Annotated in this window: 17 protein-coding genes; 4 read left to right on the plus strand and 13 right to left on the minus strand. The window is 74.7% G+C overall.

Translation table 11 applies throughout. The features are described from left to right. Positions 1–19 precede the first annotated feature (19 nt). On the minus strand, positions 20–1,396 hold the full coding sequence (locus ASG41_RS17625) for a diguanylate cyclase (RefSeq protein ID WP_162245575.1): 1,377 nt from the start codon (positions 1,394–1,396) through the stop codon (positions 20–22). A 355-nt stretch (positions 1,397–1,751) separates the two neighbouring features. Between ASG41_RS17625 and leuS the strand changes: the two genes are divergently transcribed. Further along, a complete protein-coding gene (gene leuS / locus ASG41_RS17630) occupies positions 1,752–4,610 on the plus strand; it encodes a leucine--tRNA ligase (RefSeq protein ID WP_056297936.1) in 2,859 nt (952 codons plus the stop codon). 21 nt (positions 4,611–4,631) lie between these two features. Here leuS and ASG41_RS17635 read toward each other — a convergent pair whose 3' ends face one another. From ASG41_RS17635 to ASG41_RS17650, 4 genes are read right to left on the minus strand one after another with little or no spacing between them, the layout of a single operon-like run. Continuing rightward, positions 4,632–5,054, minus strand: coding sequence for a PPOX class F420-dependent oxidoreductase (locus tag ASG41_RS17635; RefSeq protein WP_056297939.1), 423 nt, complete (start codon positions 5,052–5,054; stop codon positions 4,632–4,634). Continuing rightward, the gene (lipB, locus tag ASG41_RS17640; RefSeq protein WP_056297943.1) at positions 5,051–5,695 is read right to left on the minus strand and encodes a lipoyl(octanoyl) transferase LipB; all 645 of its coding nucleotides are present in this window, start codon (positions 5,693–5,695) and stop codon (positions 5,051–5,053) included. Before lipB ends, ASG41_RS17635 begins: the two co-directional genes overlap by 4 nt. 40 nt (positions 5,696–5,735) lie before the next feature. Further along, positions 5,736–6,485, minus strand: coding sequence for a peptidase E (locus ASG41_RS17645; RefSeq protein ID WP_056297945.1), 750 nt, complete (start codon positions 6,483–6,485; stop codon positions 5,736–5,738). Beyond that, positions 6,482–7,717, minus strand: coding sequence for an NAD(P)/FAD-dependent oxidoreductase (locus ASG41_RS17650; protein ID WP_056297948.1), 1,236 nt, complete (start codon positions 7,715–7,717; stop codon positions 6,482–6,484). The genes ASG41_RS17645 and ASG41_RS17650 overlap by 4 nt, the downstream gene beginning before the upstream one ends. Positions 7,718–7,836: 119 nt before the next feature. On the opposite strand from ASG41_RS17650, the gene ASG41_RS17655 reads away from it, so the two are divergent. Beyond that, positions 7,837–9,594 carry a serine/threonine-protein kinase gene (locus ASG41_RS17655; protein ID WP_056298298.1) on the plus strand — a complete coding sequence of 586 codons (1,758 nt, stop codon included), beginning with the start codon at positions 7,837–7,839 and terminating at the stop codon, positions 9,592–9,594. Between the two features lie 48 nt (positions 9,595–9,642). On the opposite strand, the gene ASG41_RS17660 is transcribed toward ASG41_RS17655, so the two are convergent. The 3 genes from ASG41_RS17660 to lpdA all read right to left on the minus strand — a co-directional run bounded on the left by ASG41_RS17660 (position 9,643) and on the right by lpdA (position 13,989). Then, positions 9,643–10,548 carry a TIGR01777 family oxidoreductase gene (locus ASG41_RS17660; RefSeq protein ID WP_056297952.1) on the minus strand — a complete coding sequence of 302 codons (906 nt, stop codon included), beginning with the start codon at positions 10,546–10,548 and terminating at the stop codon, positions 9,643–9,645. Between the two features lie 160 nt (positions 10,549–10,708). Then, entirely contained in the window at positions 10,709–12,547 is a 1,839-nt protein-coding gene (gene sucB, locus ASG41_RS17665) for a 2-oxoglutarate dehydrogenase, E2 component, dihydrolipoamide succinyltransferase (RefSeq protein ID WP_056297955.1), read from the minus strand. A gap of 62 nt (positions 12,548–12,609) precedes the next feature. Next, on the minus strand, positions 12,610–13,989 hold the full coding sequence (lpdA, locus tag ASG41_RS17670; RefSeq protein WP_056297958.1) for a dihydrolipoyl dehydrogenase: 1,380 nt from the start codon (positions 13,987–13,989) through the stop codon (positions 12,610–12,612). A 197-nt stretch (positions 13,990–14,186) separates the two neighbouring features. On the opposite strand from lpdA, the gene ASG41_RS17675 reads away from it, so the two are divergent. Beyond that, positions 14,187–14,543, plus strand: a complete 357-nt coding sequence (locus ASG41_RS17675; RefSeq protein ID WP_082557051.1) for an oxidoreductase — start codon at positions 14,187–14,189, stop codon at positions 14,541–14,543. Between the two features lie 36 nt (positions 14,544–14,579). On the opposite strand, the gene ASG41_RS17680 is transcribed toward ASG41_RS17675, so the two are convergent. Then, positions 14,580–16,091, minus strand: coding sequence for a leucyl aminopeptidase (locus tag ASG41_RS17680; protein ID WP_056297960.1), 1,512 nt, complete (start codon positions 16,089–16,091; stop codon positions 14,580–14,582). Between the two features lie 74 nt (positions 16,092–16,165). On the opposite strand from ASG41_RS17680, the gene gcvT reads away from it, so the two are divergent. After that, positions 16,166–17,293 (plus strand): glycine cleavage system aminomethyltransferase GcvT, encoded by a 1,128-nt coding sequence (gcvT, locus tag ASG41_RS17685; protein WP_235564876.1) that lies wholly within the window; start codon positions 16,166–16,168, stop codon positions 17,291–17,293. Between the two features lie 51 nt (positions 17,294–17,344). On the opposite strand, the gene ASG41_RS17690 is transcribed toward gcvT, so the two are convergent. The 4 genes from ASG41_RS17690 to ASG41_RS17705 are packed head-to-tail and all read right to left on the minus strand — an operon-like array spanning position 17,345 to position 19,540. Then, a complete protein-coding gene (locus tag ASG41_RS17690; RefSeq protein WP_056297963.1) occupies positions 17,345–18,481 on the minus strand; it encodes a YihY/virulence factor BrkB family protein in 1,137 nt (378 codons plus the stop codon). Positions 18,482–18,531: 50 nt separating this feature from the next. Next, complete coding sequence (locus ASG41_RS17695) at positions 18,532–18,804, minus strand: DUF4235 domain-containing protein (protein ID WP_200939041.1); 273 nt, start codon at positions 18,802–18,804, stop codon at positions 18,532–18,534. Further along, on the minus strand, positions 18,801–19,100 hold the full coding sequence (locus ASG41_RS17700) for a DUF3618 domain-containing protein (RefSeq protein WP_056297966.1): 300 nt from the start codon (positions 19,098–19,100) through the stop codon (positions 18,801–18,803). The genes ASG41_RS17695 and ASG41_RS17700 overlap by 4 nt, the downstream gene beginning before the upstream one ends. Beyond that, positions 19,097–19,540 (minus strand): phage holin family protein, encoded by a 444-nt coding sequence (locus ASG41_RS17705; protein WP_056297968.1) that lies wholly within the window; start codon positions 19,538–19,540, stop codon positions 19,097–19,099. The genes ASG41_RS17700 and ASG41_RS17705 overlap by 4 nt, the downstream gene beginning before the upstream one ends. Positions 19,541–19,545 lie beyond the last annotated feature (5 nt).

Here is a 19,545-nt window from a genome sequence, read left to right on the forward strand (position 1 = left end):
GCGCTCGCCCGGTCCCCGCTCAGCCCGGCGGCGCGAGCGGGGCGCGGACGACGTCCCCGTGCCGTCGGCGCTTGCGGCCGTACATCGCCTCGTCGGCCCGTCGCAGCACGTCGACGGCGGCGGGGAGCCGACCGGTGTCGTCCGGACCCGCCTCGGCCACGCCGATGGACACCCCCACGTGGACCACCCGGCCCGCCGTGGCGACCGGCGCCGACACCTGCTGCTCGAGGTCGGCCACCAGGTCGACCAGTCCCGCGGCGGTGCCGCCGGGCACCAGGACGGCGAACTCGTCACCGCCGAGCCGGGCCGCCGTGGAGCCCGTCCCGGTCCGCTCGGCGAGCACCCGGGCGACGTGCCGGAGCACGTCGTCCCCGGCGGCGTGGCCGAGCTCGTCGTTGACCGCCTTGAACCCGTCCAGGTCCAGCAGCAGCAGTCCCAGGGGACGGCCCCGGTCGAGCAGTGCCTGGAGCCGGGAGACCAGGACGCGCCGGTTGGCCAGGCCGGTGAGCTCGTCGGTGTGCGCCTGCCGGTGCACCTCGCGCAGCCGGTCGACCTCCCGCACGCCCAGGGCCGAGCGGCCCAGGGCGGCGAGCAGGCACCCCAGGGCCAGGGCCTCGGCGACGCTGGCCCGTCCGTCGCCCCACAGGGTGCCCAGCACCCCCAGCCCGGCCGCGGTGCCCAGCAGCGGCGTGAGCGCCGCCCGGGTGGACGGGACGACGCCGACCGGGGTGGGGCGGGAGCCGGCGTGCTCCGCGGTGACCACGCCCAGCACCGTGGCGAGGACGAAGCACAGCTCGGCCAGCACCCCGGCCCCGGCCGGGCCCCCGGACTGCGAGGTGGCCAGGGCCAGGTCGCCGGCGGACTTGGTCAGCAGCACCGACGTCATCAGCACCACGACGTGGTCGGCCCGTCGGCCGGCGACCGCGACCAGCCCGACCGCCAGGCCCAGGACGACGACGTCGGCGATCGGGTAGGCGAGCGCCACCGCGGTCGCGGCGTCGGAGAGCCGGTCGCCGTGCTGGGGGGCCAGGGAGTAGAGGGCCACCCCCACCGCGGTGACCCCCAGACCGGCGGTCGCCGCGTCCAGCCAGGTGGTCAGCTCACCGGCCGCCACCCGGGAGCGGTAGAGACCCAGGATGCCGACGACCAGGAAGGGGTAGGCGGCCAGCCACCAGGCGTCGGCGACCGAGGGGAAGGGGTCCCTGCCCGTCTGCAGCGAGAGGGCGGCCGACCAGCCCGAACCGACCACGTTGACGGCGAAGGTCGCGGCGACCGCCCACCAGACCAGTCGCTCGCCGGGTTCCCGCCGGGCGGCCACCAGGCACGAGCCGATGGCCAGCAGGTGCAACGCGGCGACGAGCGCCAGGCCGACCGGGGCCCAGGTGTCGGCGGGCACCGCGCAGCGACCCAAGGCGTACCCGGCGCCGAGCACCAGGGCCAGCCGGGTGCGTCCCCGAGTGTCCGTCCATCCACTCGCCGCCATACGGACCCCATCGGTCTCGCCGGGGCGCGCGTTCAGCGGGCGGACGCCGGCGTGCCCCTCCCGGGTGAGTGGCCCACCCGGGCACCCACGGCGACCGGCCACGTCGTACGGCGGCCCCGGGGGGCGGGGTAACCTCGCGGTCGTGTCCGGTGGACCGCTCCTCCTCAGGCCGTGCTGACCGCACCACCCCAGGTCACCACGGCTGCCCCTCCTGCGTGAGGGGTTTTTTTCTGCCCACCCACCGGCACGACCTCCCCAGGAGCCCGCGATGAGCCAGCCCAGCACCGACGCCGTCCCGCCGCACCGCTACACCCCGGCGCTGGCGCAGCAGATCGAGCTGTCCTGGCAGGACCGCTGGGAGGCCGAGGGCACCTTCCACACGCCCAACCCGACCGGCCGGCTGGCCGAGGGGTTCGAGCGCGTCGCCGACCGGCCCAAGGCCTTCCTGATGGACATGTTCCCGTACCCCTCCGGTGCCGGGCTGCACGTCGGGCACCCGCTGGGCTACCTGGGCACCGACGTCACCAGCCGCTTCCTGCGCATGGACGGGCACAACGTGCTGCACCCGATGGGCTACGACGCCTTCGGCCTGCCGGCGGAGCAGTTCGCCGTCCAGACCGGGCAGCACCCCCGGGTCACCACCGAGGCCAACATCGCCGCGATCTCCGCGCAGCTGCGCCGCCTGGGCGTCGACCACGACACCCGCCGCACCTTCGCCACGATCGACCCGGGCTACTACAAGTGGACCCAGTGGATCTTCACCCAGGTCTTCGGGGCCTGGTTCGACACGACCGCCGACAAGGCCCGGCCGATCGCCGAGCTGGTCGCCGAGCTGGACGCCGGGACCCGGCAGCCCGACACCAACCCCTTCGACCGTCCGTGGGCCGAGCTGGACGAGGTCCAGCGCCGCCAGGTCGTCGACCTGCACCGGCTGGCCTACCTGAACCAGGCGCCGGTGAACTGGTGCCCGGGGCTGGGCACGGTGCTGTCCAACGAGGAGGTCACCGCCGACGGCCGCTCCGAGCGGGGCAACTTCCCGGTCTTCCGGCGTCCGCTGACCCAGTGGATGATGCGGATCACCGCCTACTCCGAGCGACTGCTGGCAGACCTGGACCGGTTGGACTGGTCGGACTCGCTCAAGCAGATGCAGCGCAACTGGATCGGCCGCTCCACCGGCGCCCGGGTCCGCTTCGGCGACGTCGAGGTCTTCACCACCCGCCCGGACACCCTCTTCGGCGCCACCTACCTGGTGCTGGCCCCCGAGCACCCACTGGTCTCCTCGCTCACCGCCGACACCTGGCCCGAGGGCGCCGACACGCGCTGGACCGCCGGTGCGCCGACGCCGGCCGAGGCGGTCGCGGCCTACCAGCTGCAGGCCTCCCGCCGCTCCGAGCTGGACCGGCAGGCCGAGGGCCGGGAGAAGACCGGCGTCTGGCTGGGGACGACGGCAGTCAACCCGCTGACCGGGGCCGACCTGCCCGTGTTCATCGCCGACTACGTGCTCACCGGCTACGGCACCGGCGCGATCATGGCCGTCCCCGGTGAGGACACCCGCGACTTCGAGTTCGCGCAGGTGTTCGGCCTGCCCGTGGTGCGCACCGTGCAGCCCCCGGAGGGCTTCGAGGGCGGCGCGTACACCGGCGCCGGCCCGATGATCAACAGCTCCAACGACCAGCTGTCGCTGGACGGCCTGGACAAGGCCACCGCGATCGCCACCGTGACCGACTGGCTGGTCGCGCACGGGCACGGCGAGGCGACGACGACCTACAAGCTGCGCGACTGGCTGTTCAGCCGGCAGCGCTACTGGGGCGAGCCGTTCCCGATCGTCTACGCCGTCGACGGTCCGGACGCCGGCCTGCCGGTCGCCGTGCCCGCCGACCAGCTGCCGGTGCTGCTCCCCGACGTCGACGACTACTCCCCGAAGACCTTCGCCGACGACGACGCCACCTCCGCGCCCGAGCCGCCGCTGTCCCGGGCCACCGAGTGGACGACGGCGACCCTGGACCTGGGCGACGGTCCGCGGCAGTACCGCCGGGAGACCAACACGATGCCCAACTGGGCCGGGTCGTGCTGGTACTACCTGCGCTACCTGGACCCCTCCGACGACGAGCGCTTCGTCGACCCGTCGCTGGAGGCCTACTGGATGGGTCCGCGCTCCGAGGGCGACGTCGGGGGAGTGGACCTCTACGTCGGCGGTGTCGAGCACGCCGTGCTGCACCTGCTGTACGCCCGCTTCTGGCACAAGGTGCTCTTCGACCTGGGGCACGTCAGCTCCGAGGAGCCCTTCCGGCGGCTGGTCAACCAGGGCTACATCTCCGCGTACGCATACACCGACGCGCGCGGCTTCTACGTGCCGGCGGCCGACGTCGTCGAGCGGGACGGCGGCTTCTTCTACGAGGGGGAGCCGGTCGACCGCGAGTACGGGAAGATCGGCAAGAGCCTGAAGAACATGGTCACCCCCGACGACATGATCGGGGCCTACGGCGCCGACACCTTCCGGGTGTACGAGATGTCCACCGGGCCGCTGGAGCAGTCCCGCCCCTGGGACACCAAGGCCGTCGTCGGGTCGCAGCGGCTGCTGCAGCGGGTCTGGCGGGTCGTCGTCGACGAGACGACCGGTGACGTCCGGGCCGGCGACGACGAGGTCACCGGGGACACCGCCAAGGCCCTGCACCGCGCGGTCGACGGCGTCCGCGACGGCATGGGCACGCTGCGGTTCAACGTGGCCATCGCCCGGGTCGCCGAGCTGACCAACCACCTGACCCAGGCCTACGGCCAGTCCGGTCCGGTGCCCCGTCAGGTGTGTGAGTGGCTGACCCTGCTGGTCGCACCCCTGGCCCCGCACCTGGCCGAGGAGCTGTGGTCCCGGCTGGGGCACACCGGGTCCTCGGCGTGGGCGCCGTTCCCGGTCGCGGACCCGGCGCTGCTGGTCGACGACGTCGTGCAGATCGTGGTCCAGGTCAACGGCAAGGTGCGGGCCCAGCTCGACGTGCCGGCCGACGCCGACGCCGCGGCCCTGGAGGCGGTGGCCCTGGCCGACCCGCGGATCACCGAGCTGCTGGCGGGCAAGACGGTCCGCAAGGTCATCGCGGTCCCCGGGCGACTGGTCAACGTCGTCGCCAGCTGACCGACCCCGTCCCCGCTGCGGTCAGTGGGGACCGGGTCGGTCGGCCGGGGTGGGGTCCGGCCGGCGCGGGGCGATCTCGATGCCGATGCCGAGTGGGCCCTGCCGTCCCGCCCGGCGGGCGGCCAGTGACGACCCGAGCCGGGACAGCCGGTACTGCCAGCCGTACCGGGCCGAGAGCGCCGCGTCCAGGCGTGGCCAGGAGTCCCCGGGCAGCAGGGTCGCGGTGCCCGCGACGTGCGGTCCGCGGACCCGGCCTCGGGCGTCGCAGTCGGCCAGCAGCACGTCCGAGGTGTGCCGCAGGCGCTTGACCTTGCCGGCGTCGGGGTTGGTCCACACCAGCCGGACGTCGCCGTCCGGGGCGCACCAGACGGGTGTGGTGACCGGGGTGCCGTTGCGCCGGTAGGTGGTCAGCGCGACGTAGCGGCCCGCCGGCAGACCGCTCATCCGACCAGGGTGGGAGTCAGCACCGACCGCATCGCGGACTCGACCGGGTCCAGCAGCTCGGCCACGGTGACGTCGCGACCCAGCTCGGCGGTCAGCGAGGTGACCCCGGCGTCGACGATCCCGCACGGGATGATGCCGGCGAAGCCCGCGGAGAGGTCGGGGTCGCCGTTGAGGGCGAAGCCGTGCATGGTGACGCCCTTGGCCACCCGCACGCCGATCGCGGCGATCTTGCGGTCGGGCCCTCGGTCGTCGGCCCGGACCCAGACGCCGCTGCGGCCCTCCACCTGCTCGGTGACGACGCCGAGGTCACCGCAGACGGCCATCAGCGCGACCTCGAGCCGGCGGACGTGCGCCACGACGTCGACCGGGTCGGGCAGCGCCACGATCGGGTAGCCGACGAGCTGGCCGGGACCGTGCCAGGTGATCTTGCCGCCACGGTCGACGTCGACCACGGGCGTGCCGTCCTGCGGCTTCTCGTGGTCCAGGGTGCGGCGGCCGGCGGTGTAGACCGACGGGTGCTCCAGCAGCAACATCGTGTCGCGACCCGTCCCGGCGACGCGGGCCGCGTGCAGCTCGCGCTGGCGCGCCCAGGCCTCCTCGTAGTCGACGGTCCCCGCCCGCACCACCACCAGATCGGTCACCGGCCCAGCCTAGGCCCCGCCGGCCGACCGGTGCCGGCCGTCACCGCAGCCGCCGGGGGGCGATGCGGGTCTCCTCGGCCTCGGTCCCGTCCGGGGCCTGCCCGGGCAGTCGACGGACGTGCCAGGCGGAGGTGCCCGGCCGGTCCGCGACGGCCTCGACCAGCTCGGTGCCCCGGTAGACCAGGCCGACGCCGTCCTCGGAGGCGTAGCCGGCGGGGAGCGTGCCGTCCCCGACCAGCCGGCGGTACAGCGGCCGGCGTCCGGGCTCGGAGTCGTGGTGCACCGAGTTCGAGTGCGGCAGCAGCGCCAGCCCGTTCGTCACCGGCCGCAGGTGCGGGCCGAAGCTGTCGGTGGTGCCGCCGACGTGCCAGCACAGCGACCCGGCCGAGACACCCCCCAGCACCACCCCGGCGCGCCAGGCCTCGGCGAGGACCTCGTCCAGGCCGTGCACCCGCCAGACGGCGAGCAGGTTGGCGACGCTGCCGCCGCCCACCCAGACGACGTCCTGGGCCAGCAGGTGCGCCCGCACGTCGGCCACCGTCGGCATCGTGAACAGGCTCAGGTGCGAGACGTCCACCGGGCGGCCGGCGAAGGCGGCGTAGAAGGCCCCGACCCGGGCTGGGTCGTCTCCCGTGGCCGTGGCGAGGTGGCAGATGCGGGGCCGCCCCGGCGCCCCGGCCAGGTCGAAGGCCAGGTCGAACACCGGACCCGGGGACCAGTCGTACGGGCCCCGGGCGCGGGAGTCGAACCCGATGCTGGTGGCCAGGACGGTCGGGGCGGAAGCGGTCACCGGGCGACCTGCAGCCGGGCCAGCACGGCCCGCGCCGTCCGGGCCCCGCTGGCCATCGCGCCCTGGATCGAGGGGGTGTCCCGGTGGTCGCCGCACACGAAGAGCCCGCCGCCCAGGTCCACGGGCCGACGGTGCTGCAGCGGGACGGTGGCGGCCGGCTGGGCGCCGGTGACCGTGACGCTGGTCAGGTGCTCCAGGTCGGTGGTGGCCACGCCCTGCGCCCGCGCGACCTCCTCCCGTACCCCGGCCTCCGTGGTCGGCTGCAGGGTCGAGCTGGCCACCAGGGCCCGGCCGTCGGGGCTGTAGGCCGGCTGGGCGTCGCTGACGACGACGGAGTTGACCAGCCGGCCGCCCGGGCTGCCCAGCACGATGAGCGGTGCGTCCCAGGGCGAGGTGGGCAGCACGTGCAGGTGGGTGGTGACCTGCCGCGGGGCAGCGGCCTGGACGGTGGGCAGCAGCCGGGACGCCGTCCCGGGGTCGGTGGCGACGACGACCGCATCGGCGCGGGTGGTGCCCTCCGCCGTCCGCACGCCGGTGCCCTCGACGGCGGTGACCTCGGTGCCCAGGTGCCGGGAGGCCGCGGGCAGCCGGTCGGCCAGCTGCTCGCCGACTGACTGCATGCCCCGCGCGGGCAGGCCGATCCGGCCGCGGACGAAGCTGCGCCACAGCAGGTCCAGGTAGCGGCTGGAGGTGGCGAGCTCGGACTCCAGCAGCACGCCGGACAGGAAGGGGCGGAAGAACCGCTCCAGGGCCACGTCGCCGACCCGTGCGGCCCGCAGGGCCTGCTCTGCCGTGCGCTCGGGGGCGGCGAGCAGCCGGTCGACGGGCAGGTAGCCGGCGCGGGCGGAGAACAGGCCGATCGCCGCCTCCCGCAGCAGGTTCCCGATGGGCGCCCGGACGGTGTCCAGCAGGGCCGTGGGGTGCTCCCGGGGGTCGACCACCCGGTGTGCCCGCCCGTCCACCCAGAGGACGGCGCCGGTCCAGAACCAGCCCAGGTCCAGGGCCTCGAGGTCGAGGTCGGCCGCCGCCCGTGGGTAGCCGGTGTTCAGCACCTGGAAGCCCCGGTCGACGGTGAAGCCGTCGAGCCGCTCGGTGGTCAACCGGCCGCCGACGTGGTCGGCGGCGTCGACGAGGTGGACGTCGCGGCCGGCCGCGGCCAACCGGGTGGCCACCGACAGCCCCGCCAGCCCGGCACCCACGACGACGACCTCGACCCGGTCCGGCAGCGACATGCCCTGAACCTAGGCGGGTGCACGCCGGCCGACCCCTCGGGTGCCACGGGCTGTGGACGCGGCCCCGCCTGTGGACAGCGCCGCGCGTGCGGCGCCGCACCCGCCTACCGTCCCCGGCCATGTCCGAGCCCCCGCCGTCCACCCCCGCGGCCCCACCCGTCGTCCCGGGGTACGTGCTGGAGGAGCTGCTGGGACGCGGTGGCTCCGGTGAGGTGTGGCGGGCGCGTCCTCGCGGAGGCGGTGTCGGGGTCGCGGTGAAGGTGCTGCACGTCGGCGACCCCGCCCGTCAGGACCGGGAGGCCGCGCTGCTGGCGGAGCTCGACCACCCGCACCTGGTCCGGCTCGTCGAGGTCGTGCACCGGGGGCTGCGCGGCGGGGGCACCCAGGTGGCCCTGGTGCTGGACCTGCTGCCCGGCGGCAGCCTGGCCCGGCTGCTCGCCCGCCGGGGGCGACTGCGCCCGGGCGAGGTGGTCACCGCGATCGCGCCGGTCGCTGCCGCGCTGGCCCACGCGCACGAGCGCGGCATCGTGCACGGCGACCTCTCCCCGGGCAACGTGGTCTTCACCGCCGAGGGCCGTCCGGTGCTCACCGACCTGGGCGTGGGCCGGGTGCTCGGGCAGACCTCCGACGTCGAGGTCACCCCGGCCTACGTCGACCCGGTGGTGGCGCGGGGCGGTGCGCCGGGGCCGGCCTCCGACGTCTTCGGCGTGGCGGCGGCGGCGTTCCACGCCCTCACCGGCGTCCCGCCGTGGAACGCCGCCGGTGCGGCCGCCACGCTGCGGGTCGCCGCCGAGGGGCAGGTGCCCGACCTCGGGCTGCTCGCCCCCGAGGCCCCCGAGGAGCTGGTGGCCGTGGTCGAGCGCGGGTTGTCCCCGCACCCGCACCTGCGCGGCACCGCCGCGGCCTTCGCCCTGGACCTGCGGCACGCCTGCCGCCCCGAGCGGATCGCGATGCCCCGCTCCGGGGTGGAGGACGCGCTGCTGGCCCGCACCGGTCAGGTGTCCCGCACCGAGCTGACCCACCAGGTGCGCCGCCCGCCGGGGGCGCACTCCGCTCCGGAGGACCGGGGCCGGTGGGCCACGCTGCGGTCACGGGTGCCACTCGGGTCCAGGGGAGTGGTCGCCGCCGCCCGCCGGACGGCGGCTGCCGTTGCCGTCCTCGCCGCCCTGGCCGCGGCGGTGTGGGTGGGGGTGCAGTGGGGCGGGACCGGTGCGGTCCCCGACGCCGCCGTCCCCGCTGCCGGGTCGGCGGAGCTGGCGACCGGGCCGGACGCGGGAGAGCCGAGGCCGCCGGAGTCCACGTCCCCGGCGACGACGTCCCCAGGCACGTCGTCGCCTGGACCCAGCACGACCGCGGGACCCAGCACGACAGCGGGACCCAGCACGACGGCAGGACCCAGGACGACGCCGGGATCGAACACGGCGCCCGGGCCCGGCCCCGTGCCGACCGCCGCCCCGGGGGCGCCGACGGCCCCCGCCGACGCCGCCGGCTGGCAGGCCCTGGTCAGCAGCCTGTACGAGGCCCGCGCCGACGCCTACGCAGCGGGGGCCGCCGGTCAGCTGAGCGGGGTCTACGCAGCTGACAGCCCGCTGCTGGCCGCGGACACGGCCGGGCTGACCGCGGTGACCGCAGCCGGCGGACGCTGGTCCGGGTTCGCCCCGGTGGTCGAGGAGGTCACCGCGACCACCGCGCCAGCACCGCAGGGCGACTCCGACCAGGTGGTCCTCACCCTGGTCGACCGGGTGCCGGCCTACGCGGTCGAGGACCGGGAGGGCAGACGCACCGAGCTGGCCGGCCGGGAGCCCGCCGAGGTCACGATGACCCTGGTCCGGACGCCGGCGGGCTGGCGGGTGCTGGACGCCCGTCGCGGCCCGTGAGGACCGGGCCGGGTGCGCCCGTTGCCCGGGGCGACCGGGGTCGGTCCGTCAGTCCTGGGCGACGGCCCAGCGCAGCGCGGACTCCACGTCGCCGTGGGTGAAGCGGTACCCGGACTCCATGAGGACGCGGGGGAGGGCCCGCTGGCCGGCCAGCACCCCGGCGCCCGCGAACTCACCGAGCACCAGGGAGAGCGCGAAGCCGGGGACCGGGACCAGGGTGGGCCGGTGCAGCACCCGGCCCAGCGCCTCGGTGAAGGCCGCGTTGGTGACCGGCTCGGGACCGGTCAGATCGACCGGTCCGGCGACGTCTGCGGTGAGCAGGAAGCGGATCGCGTCCACCTCGTCGCGCAGGCTGATCCAGGGCCACCACTGGTCCCCGGACCCGAGCTTGCCGCCCACACCCAGGGCGAACAACGGCTTGAGCTTGGCCATCATGCCGCCCTTGCCGAGGACCAGCCCGGTCCGCAGGTGCGCGACCCGGATGCCGTCCCGCTCGGCGGGTGCGGTGGCCGCCTCCCACTGCACGCACACGTCGGCCAGGAAGTCCGTGCCGCGAGGGCTCTGCTCGTCCAGCACGGTGTCCCCGCCGTCGCCGTAGTACCCGACGGCCGAGGCGGACAGCAGCACCCGCGGGCGGGAGGGGTCGGCCGCGGCGGCGTCGGCCAGGGCCTGGGCCACCGTGCGGGTGCTGTCGACCCGGCTCTGCACGACCTCCCGCTTGTAGGAGTCGGTCCAGCGCTTGTCGCCGATGCCCACACCGGCCAGGTTCACCACGGCGTCGACGTCGGCCAGCACCCCCGGGGCGAGCTCGCCGTGGGAGGGGTCCCAGCGGTGCTCGTCGGCCGTGCGGGGGGTGCGGCGGACCAGCCGGAGCACCTCGTGCCCTTCGGCGCGCAGGGTCCGCAGCAGTTCGGTGCCCACCAGACCGGACGAGCCGGTCACCGCGATCTTCATGGTCTCGATGACCTCCGGGTCGGTCGTGCGTGCGGGTCGTACGGACAGGAGAGGGCGGGTCGGTCCGGGCGGTCAGCCGTGCGGTGCCCGGGTCCGGCCCCACCGACACCTCGGGCCCCGGCGATCGCCGGGGCCCGAGGTGGTGGAGCGGTGTGTCAGCTCAGCTGAGGCCGAGCTCTCCGTGGAACTGGCCGGCCTCCAGCCGCTCCTTCACCGTGGTGAGGAAGCGGGCGGCGTCGGCGCCGTCGACGATCCGGTGGTCGTAGGACAGGGCCAGGTAGACCATCGAGCGGACCGCCACGACCTCGCCCAGCTCGGCGTCCTGCACGACGACCGGACGCTTCACGACCGAACCGGTGCCCAGGATGGCGACCTGGGGCTGGTTGATGATCGGTGTGTCGAACAGGGCACCGCGGCTGCCGGTGTTGGTCAGCGTGAAGGTGCCGCCGCCCAGCTCGTCCGGGGTGACCTTGTTGGTCCGGGTGCGCTCGGCCAGGTCGGCGATCTTGCGGGCGATCCCGGCGATGCTCAGGTCGCCGGCACCCTGGATGACCGGCACCAGCAGGCCGCGCTCGGTGTCCACTGCGATGCCCAGGTTCTCGGCGTCGTGGTAGGTGACCGTGCCGGCCTCCATGTCCAGCGAGGAGTTCACCGTCGGGTGCGCCTTCAGTGCCTCGACCGCGGCCTTGGCGAAGAAGGGCAGGAACGACAGCTTGACGCCCTCGCGGGCGGCGAAGTCGTTCTTCACCTGGGTGCGGAGGTTCGCGATCCGGGTGACGTCGACCTCGACCACGGTGGTCAGCTGGGCGCTGACCTGCAGCGACTCGACCATCCGCTTGGCGATCACGCTGCGCAGCCGCGACATCTTCTCGGTGCGCCCGCGCAGGGCCGAGTCCGGCTTCGGCGCAGGAGCGGCCTTGGCCGGCGCGGCGGCTGCCGGAGTGGCCGCAGCAGCGGCGGCCGGGGCCTCCGCGGCGGGGGAGGCGGACTCGGCGGCCGCGAGCACGTCCTGCTTGCGGATGCGGCCACCGACACCGGTGCCCGACAGCGTCGACAGGTCGACACCGTGCTCGGCAGCCAGGCGGCGCACCAGGGGCGTCACGTAGGCACCCCCGCCGTCACCGCTGGGCGCAGCCGGGGCCGCCGCGGGCTTGGCGGTGGGGGCGACCTGCGGGGCCGGCTGGGACGTCGGGGACCCGGCCGGCAGCGAGCCGCTGGAGCCGTAGTCGGCGCCCGGGGTCGAGCTGGCGGGCTCGGCCTCGACCGGGGTCGGCTGGGCCTGGGCGCCGGAGGCCTGCTCGGGCTCGGGGGCCTCGTCGGGGGTCTGCTCCTGGGCCGGAGCGGCCGGGGCCGACTCGGCCGGTGCCGACTGGCCACCGGAGCCGCCGCCGATGACGGCCAGCTGGGCGCCGACGTCGACGGTCTCGTCCTCGCCCACGAGGATCTTGGTGAGCGTCCCCGCGACCGGGGAGGGGATCTCGGTGTCGACCTTGTCGGTCGAGACCTCCAGCAGCGGCTCGTCGACCTCGACGGTGTCGCCCTCGGCCTTGAGCCAGCGGGTGACGGTGCCCTCGGTGACGGACTCGCCGAGCGCCGGCATGGTCACCGGGGTGCCCTCGCCGCCGTCGTCGGAGGAGCCCGCGGAGGGCGCGGGGGCAGCCTCCGGCTCCGGGGTCGGCTCGGGCTCGGGGGTCGGCTCCTGGGCGGGGGCCTCGGCCTGCGCGGGCGCCTCGGCCGGGGCGGACTCGCCACCGCCCTCGCCCTCGCCGCCGATGACGGCGAGCTCGGCACCGACGTCCACCGTCTCGTCCTCGGCGACGATGATCTTGGTCAGCACACCGGCTGCCGGCGAGGGGATCTCGGTGTCGACCTTGTCGGTCGAGACCTCGAGGAGGGGCTCGTCGACCTCGACGGTGTCACCCTCCTGCTTGAGCCAGCGGGTGACGGTGCCCTCGGTGACGCTCTCGCCCAGGGCGGGCATGGTGACGGACGTCGGCATCGAGTGCAGTTCTCCTCAGGTCTGGGGGGTGCTGGGTGGCGTGCGGTGGGTGGTCGAGCGGGTCAGCTGTGCGAGTGCAGCGGCTTGCCGGCCAAGGCCATGTGCGCCTCGCCGAGAGCCTCGCTCTGCGTCGGGTGCGGGTGGATGAGGGAGGCGACCTCGTCGGGCAGGGCCTCCCAGTTGTAGATGAGCTGGGCCTCGGCCACGAGCTCACCGACGCGGGAGCCGACCATGTGCACGCCGACGACCGGGCCGTCCTTGGCGCGGACCAGCTTCACCGCACCCTGGGTCTTGAGGATCTGGCTCTTGCCGTTGCCGCCCAGGTCGTAGGTCAGCACCTCGACCTCACCGTGCTTCTCCTTGGCCTGGGCCTCGGTGAGGCCGACCGAGGCCACCTCGGGCTCGGAGTAGGTGACCCGGGGGACGCCGGCGTAGTCGATCGGGACGACCGGGAGACCCGCCAGCCGCTCGGCCACCAGGATGCCCTCGCCGAAGCCCACGTGGGCCAGCTGCAGGGTGGGCACCAGGTCCCCGACCGCGCTGATCGTCGGGACGTTGGTCTGCATGTACTCGTCGACCATGACGAAGCCACGCTCCATCGTGAGACCGGCCTCCTCGTAGCCCAGGCCCTGGCTGACCGGCCCGCGGCCGACCGCGACGAGCACGATCTCGGCCTCGAAGGACTTGCCGTTCTCCAGCTCGACGGAGACCCCGTCCTCGGTCGTCGTGACCTTGGAGACCCGGCTGCCGAGGGAGAAGTCGATCTTGCGACGGCGGTAGGCGCGCTCGAGCAGCTTGGACGAGGACTCGTCCTCCAGCGGCACCAGGTGCGGCAGACCCTCGATGATGGTCACGTCGGCGCCGAAGGACTTCCAGACGCTGGCGAACTCGCAGCCGATGACGCCGCCACCCAGGATGATCACCGAGCTGGGCACCCGCTCGAGCTCGAGGGCCTGGTCGCTGGTGATGACCGAGGTCCCGTTGATCTCGATGCCGGGCAGGCTGCGGGCGTAGGAGCCGGTGGCGAGCAGGACGTGCTTGCCCTCGTAGGTGGTGTCACCGACGGCCACGGCGGTGGGGGAGACGAGCTTGCCCTCGCCCTCCACGTAGGTGATCTTGCGGCTCTTGATCAGGCCCTGCAGGCCCTTGTACAGCTTGGCGGTGACGCCGCCCTTGTAGTCGTTGACCCCGGCCATGTCGATGCCGGCCAGCGAGGTCTTGACGCCGAACTGCTCGCCCTCGCGGGCGGAGTCGGCGACCTCGGCGGCGTGCAGCAGCGCCTTGGTGGGGATGCAGCCGCGGTGCAGGCAGGTGCCGCCGACCTTGTCCTTCTCGATCAGGACGACGGACAGGCCGAGCTCGGCGCCGCGCAGAGCGGCGGCGTAGCCACCCGATCCACCACCGAGGATGACCAGGTCGGCGGGCTGGGTCGGTGCGCTCACGGGATCTCCTCGGTGCTGACGTCCCGGTCGGCGGGCAGGTCGTGCTCGCCGCGACCGGTCTGGGGCCTGTGCCTCCCCATCCTGCCACTAGCGGGGAACGGGCGACCGGGCTGCTCCGTTGGCTCGCTGGGTGCCGTGTCGGTCACCCCCGCCAGCACTGCGGACGCCGTGCCGGCGGTGGAGGGAGGGAGCCGGACATGGGTCTGCTGGACAGGTTCCGGGGTCGGGGCCGCGGTGGCGCGGCCGGTGCGCGCGGCGGTCGCCCGGGCACGCTGGACCGGGCGTCGGGCAAGGGCGACCTGGCGCACCTGGAGGAGTTCGTGGCCACCCGGCGCGGGGTCGAGGGCTACGTGGAGCCCAGGACCGCGGTCACCGAGACCACCATCCTGCTGGTCGCCGCCGACGGGGAGTGGACGCGTCGTCGCATCGACGGGCCCGACGTGGCCCGGCGGCTGTCCAAGGAGCTCGCCGTCCCGGTGTACGACGCGCAGATCACCGGCTACCCGCAGCGGATGCGGGACTGGAGTGCGGCGCAGAAGCGCAAGCTGCAGTGAGCCGTCCCGCCCCGGTCGCCGGGGCGGGACGTCTGCTCACGAGCGCATGAGCTCCTCGATGGTGGCCAGCAGCGTGCGGACCGGGACCCCGGTCCCGCCCCTGGGCGTGTAGCCCCAGGGGGCGCGGGTGTTGTAGGCCGGTCCGGCGACGTCGATGTGCGCCCACGGCAGGCCCGCGGGCACGAACTCGGCGAGAAAGTGGCCGCCCACGAGCATCCCGCCCAGGCGGTCGGCGTTGGCGTTCACCATGTCGGCGACCGGGGAGTCCAGGCCGCGGCGCAGCTCGGGCGGCAGCGGCATGGCCCACATGGGCTCCCCGCTGCGCAGACTGGCGGCGACGACGAGGTCACGCAGCTCGTCGGAGCCCATGACCCCGGCGGTCCGGTCACCCAGGGCGACGGTCTGCGCGCCGGTCAGCGTCGAGGTCTCCAGGAGGAAGTCGGGGGAGTCCTCGGCGGCCCGGGCGATGGCGTCGGCGAGCACGACCCGGCCCTCGGCGTCGGTGTTGGTGATCTCGGCCTTCTTGCCGTTGCGGAAGGTCACCACGTCGGCGGGTCGGTAGGCCGAGCCCGAGGGCATGTTCTCCGCGATCGGGACGGTCGCGGTCACGTCCACGGGCAGGCCGAGCTCGGCGACCAGGCACACGGTGGCGATCACGGCGGCGGCGCCGGCCATGTCGCTCTTCATGTCCTCCATCTTCGCGGCCGGCTTGATCGAGATGCCGCCGGAGTCGAAGGTGATGCCCTTGCCGACCAGGGCGATGGAGCGGCTGGCCTTCTTGCCGCGGTAGGTGAGACGCAGCAGCCGCGGGCCACGGGTGGACCCGCCGCCGACGGCCAGGATGCCGCCGTAACCGCCGGCGGTCAGCCCGGCCTCGTCGAGCACCTCCACCGACAGACCGGCCTTCTTGCCGGCGGCAGCGCCGCGGGCGGCGAGCTCGGCCGGGTACAGGTCGTTGGGCGGGGTGTTGACCAGGTCGCGGGTCAGCGCCACGGCGTCGGCGACCGCGCGGACCCGGGCCAGGGCCGCCCTGGCCTCGCCCGCGTCGGGGACGACGAGCTCGACCGACGTCGGCGGGGCCGGTCGGTCGGCGGGCAGGGAGGACTTGTAGGCGGTGAACTCGTAGGCGCCCAGCAGGGCACCCTCGCCCACGGCGTGCAGGCGCTCGGCGTCCGGCGCCCCGCCCACGGCGGCCAGCAGCGTCACGACCGAGGCCCGCCCGGTCAGCGCCCGGCTGGCGGCACCGGAGGCCCGGCGCACGGCCTCGGCGGGGTAGCCGCCCTCTGGCAGCGGGCTGCCCAGACCGGCCACGGCGACGACCGGGAACGGGCCCTGGCCGAACGTGGCCAGGCGGGTGACCTCGTCCTCGCCACCGCGGGCACCCAGGTCGGCCAGCGCGGCGAGCAGGCGCCCGCCCAGCAGCCGGTCGACCGCGTCGGCACCGGGGGTGGTCAGCAGCCCGTCGGGGCCCCTGCCGACCCCCACGACGACGGCGTCGGCGGAGAGCTTCTCGAGGGGGCGGTCGGTGGCGGAGATCGTCGGCGGCACCAGGCGATCCTAGGAGCAGGTCGTGAGGGCGGCACAGGAGACGGCCGGGCCGCGGGCGCTAGCGTCTGCAGACCGTGAGCCTGCCGACCCCGCTGACCTCGCCCCTGCACGACCGCCACCTGGCTGCCGGCGCCAAGCTCGCCGACTTCGGTGGGTGGTCGATGCCCATCGAGTACGCCGGTGGCGGGGTCATCGCCGAGCACACCGCCGTCCGGGAGGGCGTGGGTCTCTTCGACGTCTCCCACCTGGGCACCGGCACGGTCCGCGGACCGGGCGCGGTGGCCTTCGTCGACAGCTGCCTCACCAACGACCTGTCGCGCATCGGGCCGGGGCAGGCGCAGTACACGCTGTGCTGCCGCCCTGACGGCGAGGAGCACGCCGGCGGGGTGGTCGACGACCTCATCGTCTACCTGCACGGCCCCGACGACGTGCTGCTGGTCCCGAACGCCGCCAACGCCGCCGAGGTGCTGGCCCGGCTCGCCGACGCAGCCCCCGCGGGGGTGACCGTCACCGACCGGCACACCGAGGTCGCGGTGCTCGCCCTGCAGGGCCCCCGCTCGGCGGAGGTGCTGGCCGCGGTCGGGCTCCCCGGCGCGCTGGACTACATGGCCTTCGCCGAGACGCCGGGGCACGACGGGGCCGAGGTGACCGTCTGCCGCACCGGTTACACCGGTGAGCACGGGTACGAGCTGCTGGTGGCCGCCGAGCGCGCCGGGGACCTCTGGGACGCGCTGCTGGCCGCCGGTGAGCTGGAGCAGATCAGGCCCTGCGGTCTGGGTTCCCGGGACACGCTGCGCACCGAGATGGGCTACCCGCTGCACGGCCACGAGCTGTCGGTGGAGATCACCCCGGTGCAGGCCCGGTCCGGCTGGGCGGTGGGTTGGCGCAAGGAGGCCTTCTGGGGTCGTGAGGCGCTCACCGCGGAGCGTGCTGCTGGCCCGGACCGGCAGCTGTGGGGCCTGCGCGCACCCGGCCGCGGCATCCCGCGGCCGGGCATGGCCGTGCTGGACGCCGCCGGCGACCGGGTCGGGGAGGTCACCAGCGGGACCTTCTCGCCGTCCCTGCGCACCGGGATCGCGCTGGCCCTGCTGGACACCGCGGCGCAGCCCGAGCCGGGCCAGGAGCTGGCGGTCGACGTCCGGGGGCGCCCGCAGGCCGTGGAGGTCGTGAAGCCGCCGTTCGTGGAGTCCCACGTCCGCTGAGACGACGACGGCCCGACCACCGGGGGTGGTCGGGCCGTCCGCGTCGCGGGGTCAGGCGCTGGTCTTCTGCGCCTTGCTCGGGGTCGGCGGGTCGGGGAGCTCGTCGGCCATCGTGGCGTCGCGCTGGCCCATCGGGACCGGCGGCCCCTCGGTGGTGTCCTGCGCGGTCTGGTGCTCGGCCTCGCTGTTGATCTCGGCGCCCAGCAGCACCAGGAAGCAGGTCAGCTGCAACCACAGCATCAGCACGACGACGCCGGCGATGGCCCCGTAGGTGGCCGAGTAGTTGCCGAAGTTGCTCACGTAGAAGCTGAAGACCACCGAGACGAGCACCCAGGCCACCGTCACGACGCCGGACCCGAGGCTGACCCAACGGAACTTCGGGGCGTCGCGATCGGGGGCGAGGCGGTAGAGGACCGACAGCGCGCCGGCCATCAGCCCGAGCAGCAGGACCCAGCGGAGCACCTGGGCCAGGATCGTGCCGACGATGCCCAACGGGAGCGCGTCGAGGACGATCGGGGTGACGGCGACCAGGGTCAGCGTCAGCAGCACGAAGACGATCGCACCGAAGGTGAGCAGCAGCGCCAGGGCGCGCAGCTTGATCGCGCCGCGTGTCTCCACCTCGTCGTAGGCCAGGTTGACCGCGGTGATGAGGTTGTTCACCCCGCCCGAGGCGGAGAAGAGGGCGGCCAGGATCGAGATCACCAGGCTGACCGACAGCGCCCCGCTCCCGGCGTCGGCGACGCTGGTCAACTGCTCCTGGATGATCGACAGCACCTCGTCGGGCACTGTGCCCGTCAGGCCGTCGACCTGCTCCTGGACCGTGGCCGGTGACGCGACCAGGCCGTAGAGGGAGATGGCGGCGATCAGCGTCGGGAAGATCGCCAGGAAGCCGAAGAACGCGACCCCGCCGCCGATGATCGGCATGTTGTCGGCCTTGTTCTCCGCCCACGCCCGCTTGAGGATCTGCACCCACCCACGCGCCGGGATCTCGGTGGGCTTCTCGGCGTCCACCCCCGGGAGCCGGGCCGCCTGACCGCGCGCCTCGGGCGGCTCCGTCGCGGCGGGGGTGGAGCCGTGCGTCCCGGCCCGGTCCTCGGCCTCCCGGGCCGCGGCACGACGGGCGGCCTTCTCAGCCACCCGTTCACGGATGCGGTCCACGGCGCTGTCCGGCCGTCCGGTGTCGACCATGTGTGGCTCCTCGAGGTGCTGCTCAAGTGGGTGGTGTGTGCGGGAGCGGGTCAGTCGCCGGGCCAGGAGCCGGTCAGCTTGGTGAAGCCACGCGCCCCCGCCCGGTTGATCGCGGCCTTGGTGACGGCGAAGATCGCGCCCTGGATCGCCGCGGCGAGCAGCACCTGCTTCATCGGGTACTCGCTCTGCATGGCGCTGGGGGCGTCGTCCTCCTTCGCGACCCGCTTCCACACCTGCCCGAAGACGGCGCTGGACACGGCACCGGCGGCGAGGCTGCCCAGCAGCCCGATGGGCCGGTAGGCCATCTTCGCACCGGCGCTCACCGCTTCCGCCGCCAGACGACGAGGGCGACGATGCCGGCGACCAGGGCGATCCCGACACCGATGACCACCGGCGGGTTCTCCCGGTAGGTCTCCACAGCGGTGTCCTTGGCCTGGGCGGCACCCTCCTTCGCCCGGGTGGGCACGTCCAGGCGGTGGCTGAGCTCGTCGACGGTCGCGGCGAGCTGCTCACGGGTCGCCTCGATGTCGGCCTTGATCTCGTCGGGCTCGGTGGGGCCGGAGACGTCGGGCGCGCCGGGGCCGTCGGCGTCGTGCGGGCGGTACGTGGGCTCGCTCATCGGGCGGCACCTTCCTTGACGGCGGCGACGTCGGCCTTGACGCTCTCGAGGGTGTCGGTGGGCAGCGGCGGCTTCGCCTTCTCGACGTCCTTCTTGCCGATCAGCGCGAGCACGCCGGCGATCAGCAGCAGGACCACGGCGATGATGATCGCGGCCAGGTAGCCGGGCAGCACGTTCGCCAGGCCGAGGACGGCGGCTGTGATCAGCGCGTTGAGGGCCAGCAGGGCGACCAGTCCGGCGCCGCCGAAGAGCCCGGCACCGACGCCGAGCTTCTTGGCCTTGCCCTTGACCTCCGCCTGCGCGAGGCGGACCTCGTCGCGGACGAGGCGGGTGACCAGCTCGGGGAGCTCGCCGATCAACTGGCCGGTGGAGGCCTTGGCGGGGTCGAGGGGCGGGGTGGAGGCGCGGTGTGCGCCGTCAGCCGCGGGGGGCTGGCTCATGGTTC

Source organism: Modestobacter sp. Leaf380 (assembly GCF_001424485.1).
Classification (GTDB): domain Bacteria; phylum Actinomycetota; class Actinomycetes; order Mycobacteriales; family Geodermatophilaceae; genus Klenkia.

Excerpts from the sequence above, each read along its gene's own strand:
- leuS (WP_056297936.1), top strand. The coding sequence starts at position 1,752 with ATGAGCCAGCCCAGCACCGACGCCGTCCCGCCGCACCGCTACACCCCG.
- ASG41_RS17635 (WP_056297939.1), bottom strand. The coding sequence starts at position 5,054 with ATGAGCGGTCTGCCGGCGGGCCGCTACGTCGCGCTGACCACCTACCGG.
- ASG41_RS17650 (WP_056297948.1), bottom strand. The coding sequence starts at position 7,717 with ATGTCGCTGCCGGACCGGGTCGAGGTCGTCGTCGTGGGTGCCGGGCTG.
- ASG41_RS17655 (WP_056298298.1), top strand. The coding sequence starts at position 7,837 with ATGTCCGAGCCCCCGCCGTCCACCCCCGCGGCCCCACCCGTCGTCCCG.
- ASG41_RS17660 (WP_056297952.1), bottom strand. The coding sequence starts at position 10,548 with ATGAAGATCGCGGTGACCGGCTCGTCCGGTCTGGTGGGCACCGAACTG.
- sucB (WP_056297955.1), bottom strand. The coding sequence starts at position 12,547 with ATGCCGACGTCCGTCACCATGCCCGCCCTGGGCGAGAGCGTCACCGAG.
- ASG41_RS17675 (WP_082557051.1), top strand. The coding sequence starts at position 14,187 with ATGGGTCTGCTGGACAGGTTCCGGGGTCGGGGCCGCGGTGGCGCGGCC.
- ASG41_RS17690 (WP_056297963.1), bottom strand. The coding sequence starts at position 18,481 with ATGGTCGACACCGGACGGCCGGACAGCGCCGTGGACCGCATCCGTGAA.
- ASG41_RS17700 (WP_056297966.1), bottom strand. The coding sequence starts at position 19,100 with ATGAGCGAGCCCACGTACCGCCCGCACGACGCCGACGGCCCCGGCGCG.
- ASG41_RS17705 (WP_056297968.1), bottom strand. The coding sequence starts at position 19,540 with ATGAGCCAGCCCCCCGCGGCTGACGGCGCACACCGCGCCTCCACCCCG.